Genomic DNA, 14,729 nt, shown 5'->3' on the forward strand with positions numbered 1-14,729 from the left:
GCACTACCATTTTTCCCCAAAAACACAGTAATGCAGTTTCTTCTTTTCTTTATTAAATAATATCACTAATTCACAATTACAAAAAATCAACTCTTTTGGATAAAGGTTTAGTAATTAAAAATACAGGTAGCTGGTATCTCGTTAAAACAGACGAAGACAGCACGGTGGAATGCAAGATTAAAGGGAATTTCCGACTGAAAGGTATCAGAAGTACAAACCCGGTAGCTGTTGGCGACCGTGTGAAAATCATACGCAATCAGGAAGGCACTGCATTCATAACAGAAATTGAAGACCGAAAGAACTATATAATACGACGTTCATCCAACCTTTCAAAGCAATCGCACATCATAGCATCAAACCTTGACCAGTGCATGCTTATCGTAACAGTAAACTATCCTGAAACATCAACTACATTCATCGACCGCTTTCTGGCATCGGCCGAAGCATATCGTGTACCGGTATGTCTGGTTTTCAACAAGACAGACCGATATTCGGAAGATGAGAACAGATATCTGGACGGACTTATAAATCTATACACCACTATCGGGTATCAGTGTTATAAGGTCTCAGCTCTGAACAACATAGGAATTGAAGAAATCAAAAAGGCCCTTGAAGGTAAGATAACACTTTTCTCCGGAAACTCGGGAGTAGGAAAATCCACACTTATCAATGCCATTCTGCCGGAACAAAATCTGAAAACAGGTGATATTTCGAATGTCCACAACAAAGGTATGCACACCACGACATTCTCCGAAATGTTCCCCGTAAACGGAGGAGGATACATAATCGACACTCCGGGAATAAAAGGTTTCGGTACATTCGACATGGAAGATGAAGAGGTGGGACATTATTTCAAGGAAATATTCAAATTCTCGGCCAATTGCAAATATGGCAACTGTACACACCGTCATGAACCGGGATGTGCAGTGAGGGAGGCCGTAGAAAAACATTACATAAGCGAATCAAGATATACTTCTTATCTGAGCATACTTGACGATAAAGAGGACGGCAAATACCGTTCGGCATATTAAAACATAAATACATCTACAACTAAAAACAGAATGGGACTATTTATAAGAAAAAGCATTGAAACTCTGCAGGCAGAAGCACAGGCTTCCGGCAGTAAGACTCTGAAAAGAGTGCTTGGTCCTGTAGGGCTGGTAGCTCTTGGAGTTGGAGTAATAATAGGTGCAGGACTTTTCTCCATTACCGGAACTGTAGCATCCGAATTTACAGGACCGGCCATAACCCTGTCGTTCATAATTGCAGCCATAGGATGCTGCTTTGCAGGTCTGTGCTACGCTGAATTTGCTTCTATGATTCCTGTGTCGGGCAGTGCTTATACATACTCGTATGCCACTATGGGCGAACTCATAGCATGGATTATAGGCTGGGATCTTGTTTTGGAATATACCGTTGCCGCAACTACCGTAAGTATAAGTTGGAGCAGATACATGGTGGTTTTTCTAGAAAGTATAGGTATATCCCTACCCCACCATCTTACGGCTTGTCCATGGGATGGTGGTATAATAAACATACCTGCAATACTCATTGTAATAATGATGAGTATCATACTGATGAGAGGTACGGCAGGAAGTTCCATATTCAATGGTTTTATAGTATTTCTGAAAATAGCTGTAATACTGGTTTTCGTAGTACTGGGGTGGAAATTCATTCAGGCAGACAATTATACTCCATACATTCCTGAAAATACCGGAAAGCTGGGTGAGTTCGGTATATCCGGAATATTCCGCGGTGCGGCAATAGTATTCTTTGCCTTTCTCGGTTTCGATGCTGTAAGTACAGCAGCACAGGAGACAAAGAACCCTAAACGCGACATGCCTATAGGAATTCTGGTTTCACTTCTGGTTTGTACAGTTTTATACATTCTGTTTGCACACGTGATGACAGGGGTGGCGAACTATACCGAGTTCAAAGGTCATGTGGGAATAGCACCCGTAGCCGTTGCCATAGAAAATATGGGAACTGTTGATGCCTCAGGAACAATAACTCCTGCATATCCTTGGCTCAACAAGGCCATAATTCTGGCGATACTGTTCGGTTACTGTTCTGTCATAATGGTGACTCTTATGGGACAGAGCCGTGTTTTCCTGAGTATGAGCCACGACGGCCTGCTTCCAAAGTTTTTTTCAAAAATAAATGAAAAGACAAGAACACCAGTACACAGTAATTTGTTATTCATGGTGGTTGTAAGTCTGCTGGCAGGATTTGTCCCGGCACAGGTGGCAGGCGAGATGACAAGCATAGGAACACTTCTTGCATTTACACTGGTATGCGCCGGAATTCTTGTCGTGAGAAAGACCATGCCGGATGCACTAAGGGCATTCAAGACTCCGTTTGTACCGGCAGTACCGATACTGGGAATATTGACATGCCTGTGTATGATGTGTTTCCTGCCTGCCGATACATGGATAAGACTCGTACTCTGGATGCTGATTGGACTTGACGTATATGCATCATACGGTATCAGACACAGTAAACTGGAAAAAGGAATAAAAATAAGGAAGGGAGATATGGTGCTGAATATCATGGGGATATCATTGTCCGTACTAAGCATAATAACAGGACTATGGCATCAGCAGACAGTAGGCTGGGAAGCCGATAAGACATTGCTGACCATATCATTTGTCTTTGCAGTGACACATTGTGCATACTATATGTACAGAATGTGGAAACACTCCAAACCTGTACTATCGTAATGTCTTATATCTTAAAATAAGTTATAAAACATAACTTTGTCCAGGAATTCAGAGTTTTCAACTACAGGCTTTTAGAAAAAAAGTACTTATTTTACAGCGATTTATAGATTATGGATAAAAATATATTGATGGTCGCAGTCCGTGCTGCAATAGAAGCAGGTGCGAAAATAATGAGCGTCTATACTGATCCGAATGCGGATTTTGAAATAGAAAAGAAAGCAGACAATTCACCTCTGACAATAGCCGACAGGAAAGCGCATGAAGTTATCAGCGGAATACTTTCATTGACAAATATTCCTGTACTGAGTGAGGAAGGCAAGAAGCTTCCATTCGAAAACAGAAAGGAATGGAACGAGTTGTGGATAGTCGATCCGCTGGACGGAACAAAGGAATTCATAAAGAAGAATGGCGAATTCACCGTTAATATAGCATACGTAAAAAACGGTACGCCTCAAGCCGGAGTAATATATATTCCGGTAAAGGAAGAATTATATCTGGGCGACTGTGAACACGGTGCATTCAAAGTGGAAAATATAAATTCAGTTTCTGAAGAAGAAACATTCTCTTCGCTGACATCAAGAGCCATACATCTTCCTATAAGAGAAGAAAGAAATAAATTCGTCGTAGTGGCTTCTCGTTCACATCTTTCTCCTGAGACAGAAGAATTTATCGAAAAGGTTAAAGAATTACACCCTGATGTAGAAACTGTATCAAAAGGCAGCTCTCTAAAACTATGCCTCATAGCTGAAGGCAAGGCAGATATTTATCCGCGTTTCGCTCCTACAATGGAATGGGATACGGCTGCCGGACATGCCATTATCCGTGCTGCCGGAAGAGAGGTATATCACACAGACGAGAAAACGCCACTCTCATATAATAAAGAAGATTTATTGAACCCGTGGTTCATTGCCAAATAACAAGTAAGATAAGAATTGTCAAATCGACGAAGTCAATAAAAGATGTCACACGAAATAATCATAGTACTTGTCTCACTTGTAGGGATGCTTGCGGCTCTAATTGCTGATAAAATGAGACCGGGAATGATTTTGTTCTCCGTTCTCGTGGTTTTCCTATGCACCGGAATATTGACTCCGAAAGAGATGCTTGAGGGATTCAGCAACAAAGGTATGATAACTGTAGCTATGCTGTTCCTGGTAAGTGAAGGAGTACGCCAAAGCGGTGCTCTGACAAAACTTATCAAGAATCTGCTTCCTGTAGAAAATATAAATGTTTTCAAGGCTCAACTAAGGATGTTGCCAAGTATTGCCTTCATATCGGCATTCCTCAACAACACTCCGGTGGTGGTAATTTTTGCGCCAATAATAAAGAGGTGGGCAAACTACGTAAAGCTTCCTGCCACTTATTTCCTCATTCCCCTGTCGTATGTAACGATTTTGGGAGGTATGTGTACACTTATAGGAACTTCTACAAACCTAGTGGTACACAGTATGATACAGGATGCAGGAATGAAAGGATTCAGTATGTTCGAGCTTGGCAAGGTGGGTATCTTCATAGCACTTGCCGGTATCATATATCTGTTCGTTTTCTCAAAGAAACTGCTCCCTGCGCAACGTCCTGATCAGGTTATTTCAGGCGAAGATGATCCGTCGCTTCATCCTATAGAGGCTGTAATAGGAGCACGTTTTCCTGGTATCAATCGCCGCATTTCCGATTTCGACTTCAAACGCCACTATGGTGCAGAGATAAAGGAATTGAGAAGAAACGGTAATACATATACCAATCTTTCGAAGATGCACTTCCGCGAGAACGATACTCTGGTAATAATGGCAGACGACAGTTTCATCAAAACATGGGGTGAATCGTCTGTCTTCATCATGCTGGCAAACGGAAAGGATGTAGAACCTGTGGGAAAGAAAAAACGCTGGCTTGCCCTGACATTATTATTGATTATGATTATAGGTGCTACTGTAGGCGAACTTCCTGCTGTGCAGAAGATGTTGCCCGAAGGAATCAAGCTGGATATGTTCTTTTTCGTGTCGGTAACTACTGTAATAATGGCATGGACAAAGATATTTCCTCCACGCAAATACACAAAATACATATCATGGGACGTGCTGATAACCATTGCATGTGCTTTCGGCATCAGCAAGGCTATGGTGAATTCAGGGGTTTCCGACCTGATAGCGAGCCAGATTATAGGACTTAGCCATAGTTATGGCCCGTATGTATTGCTGGCGGCAATGTTTATAATAACGAACATCTTTACCGAATTGATAACAAATAATGCAGCTGCAGCATTGTCGTTTCCGCTTGCCTTGTCGCTGTCGCAACAGCTTGGAGTAAGCCCTATGCCATTCTTTGTCATCGTATGTGTGGCAGCCTCGGCCAGTTTCTCCACTCCTATCGGTTATCAGACAAACCTTATAGTACAGGGTATCGGTAATTATAAGTTTACAGACTTTGTACGCATAGGTCTGCCGCTTAATATCATTACTTTCATAATTTCGGTACTGCTTATACCGCAAATTTGGCCATTTTAAGAAATAAATAAAAACTAGACATATATGGAAAATAAAAACAACATTTATCCTATATTCGACAAGATGCTCACCAGAGCCGACAAGGAAGAACTGCTTCATCAGCATAGCGTGATGATATGGTTCACTGGACTGAGCGGCTCAGGTAAAAGCACGATTGCAATAGCTCTTGAAAGGGAATTGCAAAAGCGTGGTCTGCTATGCAGAATTCTTGACGGAGACAATATCCGCAGCGGAATAAACAACAACTTGGGATTCTCTGAAGAAGACAGAGTGGAAAATATCCGACGCATAGCCGAAATAGGAAAACTGTTTGTAGATACCGGTATAATCACCATTGCAGCCTTTATAAGTCCTAACAATGACATACGTGAAATGGCTGCCAATATTATAGGAAAAGAAAATTTCCTTGAAATATTTGTAAGCACACCTATAGAGGAATGCGAGAGAAGAGATGTGAAAGGCCTTTATGCAAAAGCCAGACGTGGAGAAATAAAGAACTTCACAGGTATATCAGCACCTTTCGAAGCTCCGGCAAACCCGGCTTTGTCTATAGATACGTCAAAACTGAGTGTTGAGGAATCTGTAAACAAACTTCTGGAACTTATACTTCCTAAAATATCATTCAAAAAAGACTAAAAACAAAATAAAAATATGATCGAAGAATATAAACTTAGCCACTTGAAGGAACTGGAAGCCGAGTCTATCCACATTATACGTGAAGTGGCTGCCGAATTCGAAAATCCTGTCATGCTTTACAGTATAGGCAAGGATTCATCTGTAATGGTACGTCTGGCAGAAAAAGCTTTTGCACCGGGCAAGGTACCATTCCCTCTTATGCATATTGACTCAAAATGGAAATTCAAGGAAATGATTCAGTTCCGCGATGAATATGCAAAAAAATATGGCTGGAATCTCATTGTAGAAAGCAATATGGAGGCATTCAAAGCCGGTGTAGGTCCTTTCACTCACGGTAGTAAAGTCCATACAGACCTAATGAAGACACAGGCTTTGCTTAATGCACTCGATAAATACAAATTCGATGCAGCATTCGGTGGTGCACGTCGCGACGAGGAAAAATCACGTGCAAAAGAACGTATATTCTCTTTCAGAAATGAGTTCCACCAGTGGGACCCTAAAAACCAGCGTCCTGAGCTTTGGGACATTTATAACGCCCGCATCAGAAAAGGAGAAAGCATCCGTGTGTTCCCTCTGAGCAACTGGACAGAACTTGATATATGGCAGTACATACGTCTTGAAAATATTCCTATCGTTCCTTTGTACTTCGCAAAGGAAAGACCGGTCATCAACATCGACGGACAGCTCATTATGCCTGACGACGACCGTCTGCCTGAACAGTACAAAGATAAAATAGAAATGAAGAAGATACGTTTCCGTACTCTTGGCTGCTGGCCACTTACCGGAGCAATAGAAAGCGAAGCCGATACTATCGAAAAGATTGTGGAGGAAATGATGACCACTACAAAGAGCGAACGTACTACACGTGTGATTGACTTCGACCAGGAAGCCAGCATGGAGCAGAAAAAACGTGAAGGATATTTTTAGATAATTAAGAATTAAAGAATTAATAATTAAAAACGCCTCTGTTATAATTATTAATTGTTCATTATTCACTTTTAATTATTAATTATTAATCGAGTAAAATGGAAACTTTAGATAAAAACAAATCAGGAAACCCTATGGAAGGAGAAGCACGCGGAAATATGTCCATAGAGGAATTCCTAAAGAAAGACGAACAGAAGGACTTGCTCCGTTTCCTTACAGCAGGTTCTGTTGACGACGGTAAATCAACTCTTATAGGCCGTCTGCTGTTCGACAGCAAGAAACTTTATGAAGACCAGCTTGACGCACTCGAACGCGACAGCAAGCGTGTAGGTAACGCAGGCGAACACATTGACTATGCCCTTTTGCTTGACGGTCTGAAAGCTGAACGCGAACAGGGTATCACAATCGATGTGGCATACAGATATTTCTCTACAAACAACCGTAAGTTCATCATTGCCGACACTCCGGGACACGAACAATATACCCGCAACATGATTACAGGTGGTTCTACAGCCAATCTCGCAATCATCCTTGTTGATGCCCGTACAGGAGTTATCACTCAGACAAAGCGCCATTCATACCTGGTTTCACTGCTTGGTATCAAGCACGTGGTTCTGGCTGTAAACAAGATGGACCTGGTGGACTTCTCAAAGGAAGTGTTCGACAAGATTGTCAACGACTATAAATCTTTCGTTGAGCCTCTGAATATTCCGGACATTCAGTGCATACCGCTTTCGGCTTTAGAAGGTGACAACGTAGTGGAAAAATCAGACCGCACACCATGGTACGAAGGCACATCATTACTTGAATATCTTGAAACAGTACATATCGGAAATGACCATAATCTGAAAGATTTCCGTTATCCGGTTCAGTACGTTTTGCGTCCTAACCTTGATTTCCGCGGATTCTGTGGAAAGGTATCTTCAGGTGTTATACACAAAGGCGACGAAGTGATGGCTCTCCCGTCAGGAAAGAAATCACACGTAAAGAGTATCGTTACATACGAAGGTGAGATAGACTATGCTTTCCCTCCTATGTCTGTAACCATAACACTGGAAGATGAAATAGACGTATCAAGAGGTGAAATGCTTGTACATCCGGACAATGTTCCTATGATAGGACGTAACTTCGAAGCCATGCTGGTATGGATGGACGAAGAGAAGATGGACATGGAGAAATCATTTTTCCTGAAACATACCACTAATACAAGCCGTACACGCATCGACAGCATAGAATATAAGGTAGATATCAACACAATGGAACACCTGAGTGTTGAAAACGGCCGCCTTGCAAAAGAAGATGTTCCAATGCAGTTGAACCAGATAGCAAAGGTTGTCCTTACTTCATCAAAGGAACTGTTCTTCGACTCATATTCTGACAACAAAGCTACAGGTGCATTCATACTTATAGACCCTATAACAAACAATACAAGTGCCGTAGGTATGATCATCAATCAGGTGGCAGACAAGGATATGCACAATCAAATGGAATTGCCTGTTCTGGATTTGCCTAAACTTGGTATCGCTCCTGAGCACTATGAAGCTATAGAAAAAGCAGTGAAAGAGCTGTCTCGTCAGGGTATTGATATTGAAATCAGAAAATAATACAAAAAATATTGTTAATATTTATAGGAATGAGCAAAAGACTACTTGCTATATTAATGGCAGCACTAATGATAAATTCAGAATCTACTGCATTTATTCATGCAACCGGCATTTCTGAAGCTTCTACCACTGAAAGGGTTGACAGTCAATGGAAAGGAAAGAAAGTAGCGTTTCTTGGTGACTCTATAACTGATAAAAAAAGAATAGGTACGAAAAAATGTTACTGGGAATTCTTGTCAGAACTGCTTGGTCTGGAAGCATATTCCTATGGTATTAACGGAAATCAGATGAATGGTCTGTTAAATCAGGCTAAACAGTTGCATGAAGATCATGGTAATGATATAGATGCCATATTTGTTTTTGCAGGAACAAATGACTATAATGCAGGAATTCCCATAGGCAGTTGGTTTGAAGAAATCAAGCGTGACGCTCCTATACCAGATAATAAGGTGGAAGAAAGAACATACAGAAAAACTGTGATGGATGAAACTACATTCTGTGGACGTATAAATATCCTGATGAATTATCTGAAAACTAATTTTCCAAAGCAACAAATAATTCTGATGACTCCACTTCATCGTGGTTTTGCACAATTCAGTATAAATAATGTACAACCCGAAGAAGCTTTCTCCAACAGTATAGGATTGTTTATTGATGATTATGTTCAGACTATCAAACAAGCCGGTAATTTTTGGGCCGTTCCAGTTATAGACCTTAACAGTTTGAGCGGACTATATCCAATGAATGATTCGAATGTACAATACTTCAGCAATAAAGATACAGACAGACTTCATCCAAATATAGAAGGACATGAACGTATGGCAAAAACCATAATGTATCAAATGCTTGCGCTTCCTTCTTCATTCAAATAAAGTTTTTTAGAGACATACTAGAAATAATAAAATGGGACTACTAGAATTCAGTAAATTGCCTGTCAATCCGTTGGTAGGAGCTGATTGGAAAACATTCAATCAGATAACAGAAGGAAGAGTTATTGACGACAAATTCAAAAACAAATACCGACTTACGAAATCGATATGTCGCCTGTTGTCGTCTCTGAAACCGTTACAGGACAGCAAGTACGAGAAGTTACTTGCCGACAAGCCTCTTGAGCACGACCCGGTATTCATATTAGGACACTGGCGAAGCGGAACCACATTCATGCATAATGTGTTTTCATGCGACAAGCATTTCGGATATAACACAACTTATCAGACAGTATTCCCTCATCTGATGATGTGGGGACAACCGTTCTTCAAGAAGAATATGAGTTGGATTATGCCGGACAAACGCCCGACAGACAATATGGAACTGGCAGTTGACCTTCCTCAGGAAGAAGAATTTGCTTTGGCCAATATGATGCCATATACATATTATAACTTCTGGTTCCTACCAAAACACATGTTGGAATATGCAGACAAATATCTACTTTTCAACGATATTACAGACGAAGAACTGAGAGTATTCGAAGAGGTTTTCACAAAATTGATCAAGATCTCACTTTGGAATACTAAAGGAACACAATTCCTGAGCAAGAATCCTCCTCACACAGGACGAGTAAAGGAACTGGTAAAAATGTTCCCTAATGCCAAATTCATTTATCTGATGCGTAATCCATACACGGTGTTTGAGTCAACAAGAAGTTTCTTCACCAATACAATACAGCCGCTGATGCTACAGAACATCAGCAACGAAGAACTTCAGGCTAATATACTGGAGGTATATTCCAAGCTATACCACAAATATGAAGAAGACAAGAAATTTATCCCTGAAGGAAATCTTGTAGAGGTGAAATTTGAGGACTATGAGCTGAATGCTTTTGATATGACCGAAGATATTTACAAAAAACTCTCATTGCCAGGTTTCGATGAAGCGCGTTCTGCAATTGAAGCGTATGTAAATAAGAAAAAAGGTTACAAAAAGAATAAATATCAATATAAACCTGAAACAATAGAGCTGGTTGAGAAGCATTGGTCATTTGCCCTTGAGCAATGGGACTATAAGCTTTAACACATATAAAGACAATAAGTGATTATAACAAAAATATCGTTTGTAAAGAGTTTTCCATACAAACGATATTTTTTTATTTATATTCCATTATAGATACATTATTCGTGTGCGATAACGAAAAATATGTTATTTATTTGAGCAATAGTCCAAAATAGTCGAAAATAGATTGGAAATTACAATAAAAGACATTATTTTTGGCAAATAAAATAAATAACTAAATCTTAATTAGAGTAAAATCTGTAGAAAAACAAAACATGGAACAAGTTTTCAGTTACATCATCGGGCTAGGTGCGGCGGTGATGATGCCTATCATTTTTACAATCTTAGGCTTGTGTATCGGTATCAAATTTGGTAAAGCTCTCAAGAGCGGTTTGTTAGTAGGTGTCGGATTCGTTGGTTTGTCTGTAGTCACTGCATTGTTGACAAGTAGTCTTGGTGATCCATTGAAAAAGGTGACCGAAATTTATGGTTTAAGTCTTGGTATTTTTGATATGGGTTGGCCTGCTGCAGCTTCTGTAGCATACAACACTTCTGTAGGAGCATTTATCATTCCTGTATGTTTGGCTGTAAACATTGTAATGCTTCTCACTAAAACAACAAAAACTGTAAATATCGATCTTTGGAACTACTGGCATTTTGCATTCATCGGAGCCGTAGTATATTTCGCAACTGAAAACATCTGGTGGGGATTCTTTGCCGCTATTATCTGCTACATCATAACACTTGTTATGGCAGACCTTACTTGCAAACAGTTCCAGGGATACTATGACAAGATGGACGGTATTTCTATCCCACAGCCATTCTGTCAGGGATTCGTACCTTTCGCACTTGTTATAAACAAAGCATTAGATATGATTCCTGGATTCGACAAGCTTTATATCGACGCTGAAGGTATGAAAAGAAAATTTGGTATCATGGGTGAGCCCCTTTTCCTTGGTATCGTTGTAGGTTGCGGTATCGGTATGCTTGCATGCAAAAACGGTCAGGAAATGGTTGACAACATACCTGCTATCCTTGGATTGGGTATCAAGATGGGCGCCGTAATGGAACTTATCCCACGTATCACTTCTTTGTTTATCGAAGGTCTTCGTCCTATTTCGGACGCTACACGCGAACTTATTGCACGCAAGTTCAAGAACAGTGCAAACCTTAACATCGGTATGAGCCCAGCATTGGTTATCGGTCATCCAACAACTTTGGTTGTATCTCTTCTTCTTATCCCTGTTACATTGTTCCTTTCAGTTATACTTCCGGGCAACCAGTTCCTCCCATTGGCTTCACTTGCCGGAATGTTCTACCTGTTCCCTGCAGTACTTCCTATCACTAAGGGTAACGTACTAAAAACATTCCTTATAGGTTTGGTCAGCCTCATCGTTGGTTTGTACTTCGTAACAGACCTGGCTCCATTCTTCACTCAAGCTGCTCATGACGTATTTGTCAAGACAGGAGATGCTGCCGTTAAGATTCCTGAAGGATTCCAGGGTGGTGCACTTGACTTTGCTTCAAGTATTTTCTCATGGTGTATTTTCCATTTGATATATAACTTCAAATATGTAGGTTCTGCCGCATTGGTCGCTATAGCTCTTATCATGGCTATATATAATAGAACACGTATTATCAAAGAAGCAAAAGCTCACAGCAACAATTAATAGTAATAACCTAAATTAAATAAAACGACAAGAACATGAAAAAATTAGCATTAGCAATGATGATGGGCTTAGCAGCCATCTCTACAAACGCACAGATGAATTACTCTGTGCAAACAGCTTGTCATCCACAGGATGTTAAGCATTATGACACAGAACGTCTGCGTAGTGCTTTCGTTATGGAGAAAGTAATGGCTCCAGACGAAATCAACTTAACTTATACACTATACGACCGTTTGATTTACGGTGGTGTTATGCCTGTAAACAAAGTGTTGAAACTTGAAACTTTCCGTGAATTGGGCCCAGAAATCACATACTTCCTTGAACGTCGTGAACTTGGTGTTATCAACATTGGTGGTGACGGTGTAGTAACAGTTGACGGTAAAGAATACCCAATGAAATACAAAGAAGCTTTGTACGTAGGTTGCGGTAACAAAGAAGTTACTTTCAAAAGTAACGACGCAAGCAAACCTGCTAAATTCTATATTAACTCTGCTCCTGCTTACAAACAGTACGTTACACAGTTGATTACAACTGACGTTAAGGCACAGAAAGCTCAGCCTAAGAAATATGCTTTAGCTATCTCTGACCACTATGGTAAAATGGAAGACAGCAATGACCGTGTTGTAAACCAGCTCATCGTAAAAGACGTTCTTGAAAGAGTAAAGAACGGTGGTACTAACCAGTTGCAGATGGGTCTTACTGAACTGGCTCCAGGTTCTGTATGGAACACAATGCCTGCTCACACTCACACTCGCCGTATGGAAGCTTACTTCTACTTCAATGTTGAAGAAGGTAACGCAATCTGCCACCTGATGGGTGAACCTAAAGAAGAACGCCTTGTATGGCTTCAGAACGAACAGGCTATCACTTCTCCAGAATGGAGCATCCATGCTGCAGCAGGTACTCGCAACTATACTTTCATTTGGGGTATGGCTGGTGAAAATTTGAAATACAGCGATAAAGACGAAATCAAATATACTGAAATGAGATAATAAAAGTATATAAGTCATATTTAGAGTCTGTCTATTCCGGTTTCCGGATAGGCAGACTTTTTTTGTGCATAAAAAATCTGCCTGTTCTTTTGTTTTTATATAAATAATCCATACATTTGCACTGTACTACTTTTATGGTACAGTATAACAATATTAAAATATCTAGAGTTATGGTAGAACTAAAGAATGTATCATTCGGCTATAATCCGAATAAAAACGTAATCGAAGATCTGAGCCTCAATCTTGAAGAAGGCAGATTTTACGGACTTTTAGGGAAAAACGGAACAGGAAAAACTACTCTGATGAAAATCATATCCGGCATTCTTTTTGCAAAAGAAGGATATGTAAATATAGACGGCAATAATCCTGGAAACAGAAAACTTGAGACACTACAGGAAATATTCATGATGCCTGCAGATTTTACCTTTCCCAAAATGAGTCTTGAAAAGTATGTCTCTATTTATTCATCATTCTATCCGAAGTTCAATAAAGACATTCTTGATGACTGTCTCGATAACTTTGAAATTAACAAGAATATAAAAAGTATCGACAAACTTTCTTTGGGAGAGAAACACAAGATAGCGGTAAGCCTGGCTATTTCATTCGGTACAAAACTAATACTATTCGACGAAGCAGCAAACGGAATGGACATACCTACCAGAAAAATGTTCCGCAAAATGCTTATGAAGCACATTAGGGAAGACCAGATTGTAGTTCTGTCCACACATGTGGTCCAGGATATAGAAAACCTGCTGACAGACATAATAGTCTTAAGAAAAGGCCAAAAGACATTTATATCATCACTTGACGACATACGCAGTAAGTATTCTTTCGGAATACAGAGCAATGAGGAAGGCGCGATATATTCCGAACCTTGCGCCGAAGGTTATCGGGTGATATGCAACAACACCAACAATGATGATACAGAGGTTTCTCTGGAACTATTATTTAACGCATTGACAAAAGAAGGAGGTATATTATGAAAAGTTTCAGTTTGAAAAGAATGATGCAATTCAGTAAACTGCAACTAAATGAATTGTTTTTAAACAAGACTGCAGCTGAAGCAATAAAACTTCTATTACTGCATTCGTTCTCAATAACATTTATCAGCCTTGCAATGAAAAGTAATGGTGGTATAAAGGAGTGTATATCATTGATTGAGTTATTATTACTTCTTTACTCATATTATTTTTCATTCTTGAATATGTTTGGCGATTTAGTTGCTAAAAAAGGACTTTTAAACAAGATATCCGTTCCGGCTACTCTTTCCGAAAAACAAGCCAGCCTGTTTTACAGTACTTTAATTTTAGGAACTATGATATTAATACCAAGTATTATAATATCAAACATAATACTGCAAGCTGCCATTCCTTTTGTATTTGGAGATGAAGTAAACGGTTTACATCTCATATTCGGTGGTGGTGGAAAGGGTATAAAGATGAATCTGATTGCTGCGATATTAATACTTTATTTTATAATCCTCACTCCTCTTGCATTACTATACCGTAAATACAAAAAAGTATATTTCTGGAGTATGTTCATAGTCTTTATCCTGTCGTATATGTTGCCGATAATATTTATGTACGGATTAATCACTAAAATTACTATGGTGTTTGTAACTGTATTCTGGAGTATTTTTGCTATAATTACAGCAAACAAAGGATTAAGAAAAGTAGAACTGGAATAAGCC

Annotated in this window: 13 protein-coding genes; all 13 read left to right on the top strand. The window is 39.8% G+C overall.

The features are described 5' to 3' along the window. The first annotated feature begins 95 nt into the window (after positions 1 to 95). The 13 genes from rsgA to Q0486_RS08670 all read left to right on the top strand — a co-directional run bounded on the left by rsgA (position 96) and on the right by Q0486_RS08670 (position 14,726). The gene (gene rsgA / locus Q0486_RS08610) at positions 96 to 1,031 is read left to right on the top strand and encodes a ribosome small subunit-dependent GTPase A (protein ID WP_299232101.1); all 936 of its coding nucleotides are present in this window, start codon (positions 96 to 98) and stop codon (positions 1,029 to 1,031) included. Between the two features lie 30 nt (positions 1,032 to 1,061). Next, entirely contained in the window at positions 1,062 to 2,720 is a 1,659-nt protein-coding gene (locus Q0486_RS08615) for an amino acid permease (protein ID WP_299232103.1), read from the top strand. Positions 2,721 to 2,830: 110 nt separating this feature from the next. Continuing rightward, positions 2,831 to 3,637, top strand: coding sequence for a 3'(2'),5'-bisphosphate nucleotidase CysQ (cysQ, locus tag Q0486_RS08620; RefSeq protein ID WP_299232104.1), 807 nt, complete (start codon positions 2,831 to 2,833; stop codon positions 3,635 to 3,637). Positions 3,638 to 3,679: 42 nt separating this feature from the next. Further along, positions 3,680 to 5,221 carry an SLC13 family permease gene (locus Q0486_RS08625; RefSeq protein ID WP_299232105.1) on the top strand — a complete coding sequence of 514 codons (1,542 nt, stop codon included), beginning with the start codon at positions 3,680 to 3,682 and terminating at the stop codon, positions 5,219 to 5,221. A gap of 24 nt (positions 5,222 to 5,245) precedes the next feature. Then, positions 5,246 to 5,857: an adenylyl-sulfate kinase gene (gene cysC, locus Q0486_RS08630; RefSeq protein ID WP_154043182.1), complete on the top strand. Its 612-nt coding sequence runs from the start codon at positions 5,246 to 5,248 to the stop codon at positions 5,855 to 5,857. A gap of 15 nt (positions 5,858 to 5,872) precedes the next feature. Beyond that, positions 5,873 to 6,784, top strand: coding sequence for a sulfate adenylyltransferase subunit CysD (gene cysD, locus Q0486_RS08635; protein WP_204390506.1), 912 nt, complete (start codon positions 5,873 to 5,875; stop codon positions 6,782 to 6,784). Between the two features lie 134 nt (positions 6,785 to 6,918). Beyond that, positions 6,919 to 8,388: a sulfate adenylyltransferase subunit CysN gene (gene cysN, locus Q0486_RS08640; RefSeq protein WP_299232274.1), complete on the top strand. Its 1,470-nt coding sequence runs from the start codon at positions 6,919 to 6,921 to the stop codon at positions 8,386 to 8,388. Between the two features lie 29 nt (positions 8,389 to 8,417). Beyond that, entirely contained in the window at positions 8,418 to 9,260 is an 843-nt protein-coding gene (locus tag Q0486_RS08645; protein WP_299232106.1) for an SGNH/GDSL hydrolase family protein, read from the top strand. Positions 9,261 to 9,291: 31 nt separating this feature from the next. Continuing rightward, on the top strand, positions 9,292 to 10,398 hold the full coding sequence (locus Q0486_RS08650) for a sulfotransferase (RefSeq protein ID WP_299232108.1): 1,107 nt from the start codon (positions 9,292 to 9,294) through the stop codon (positions 10,396 to 10,398). Between the two features lie 254 nt (positions 10,399 to 10,652). Further along, complete coding sequence (locus Q0486_RS08655) at positions 10,653 to 12,047, top strand: PTS transporter subunit IIC (protein WP_299232110.1); 1,395 nt, start codon at positions 10,653 to 10,655, stop codon at positions 12,045 to 12,047. Positions 12,048 to 12,082: 35 nt separating this feature from the next. After that, positions 12,083 to 13,039, top strand: coding sequence for a 5-dehydro-4-deoxy-D-glucuronate isomerase (gene kduI, locus Q0486_RS08660; RefSeq protein WP_299232112.1), 957 nt, complete (start codon positions 12,083 to 12,085; stop codon positions 13,037 to 13,039). A 170-nt stretch (positions 13,040 to 13,209) separates the two neighbouring features. Beyond that, positions 13,210 to 14,022: an ABC transporter ATP-binding protein gene (locus tag Q0486_RS08665; protein WP_299232113.1), complete on the top strand. Its 813-nt coding sequence runs from the start codon at positions 13,210 to 13,212 to the stop codon at positions 14,020 to 14,022. Then, positions 14,019 to 14,726, top strand: a complete 708-nt coding sequence (locus tag Q0486_RS08670) for a hypothetical protein (RefSeq protein ID WP_299232115.1) — start codon at positions 14,019 to 14,021, stop codon at positions 14,724 to 14,726. The genes Q0486_RS08665 and Q0486_RS08670 overlap by 4 nt, the downstream gene beginning before the upstream one ends. Positions 14,727 to 14,729 lie beyond the last annotated feature (3 nt).

The sequence above is a fragment of the uncultured Bacteroides sp. genome, from assembly GCF_937912035.1.
Classification (GTDB): Bacteria; Bacteroidota; Bacteroidia; order Bacteroidales; family Bacteroidaceae; genus Phocaeicola.

Coding starts and splice junctions, on each gene's coding strand:
- Q0486_RS08615 (WP_299232103.1), top strand. CDS start 1,062: ATGGGACTATTTATAAGAAAAAGCATTGAAACTCTGCAGGCAGAAGCA.
- cysQ (WP_299232104.1), top strand. CDS start 2,831: ATGGATAAAAATATATTGATGGTCGCAGTCCGTGCTGCAATAGAAGCA.
- Q0486_RS08625 (WP_299232105.1), top strand. CDS start 3,680: ATGTCACACGAAATAATCATAGTACTTGTCTCACTTGTAGGGATGCTT.
- cysC (WP_154043182.1), top strand. CDS start 5,246: ATGGAAAATAAAAACAACATTTATCCTATATTCGACAAGATGCTCACC.
- cysD (WP_204390506.1), top strand. CDS start 5,873: ATGATCGAAGAATATAAACTTAGCCACTTGAAGGAACTGGAAGCCGAG.
- cysN (WP_299232274.1), top strand. CDS start 6,919: ATGGAAGGAGAAGCACGCGGAAATATGTCCATAGAGGAATTCCTAAAG.
- Q0486_RS08645 (WP_299232106.1), top strand. CDS start 8,418: ATGAGCAAAAGACTACTTGCTATATTAATGGCAGCACTAATGATAAAT.
- Q0486_RS08650 (WP_299232108.1), top strand. CDS start 9,292: ATGGGACTACTAGAATTCAGTAAATTGCCTGTCAATCCGTTGGTAGGA.
- Q0486_RS08655 (WP_299232110.1), top strand. CDS start 10,653: ATGGAACAAGTTTTCAGTTACATCATCGGGCTAGGTGCGGCGGTGATG.
- kduI (WP_299232112.1), top strand. CDS start 12,083: ATGAAAAAATTAGCATTAGCAATGATGATGGGCTTAGCAGCCATCTCT.
- Q0486_RS08665 (WP_299232113.1), top strand. CDS start 13,210: ATGGTAGAACTAAAGAATGTATCATTCGGCTATAATCCGAATAAAAAC.
- Q0486_RS08670 (WP_299232115.1), top strand. CDS start 14,019: ATGAAAAGTTTCAGTTTGAAAAGAATGATGCAATTCAGTAAACTGCAA.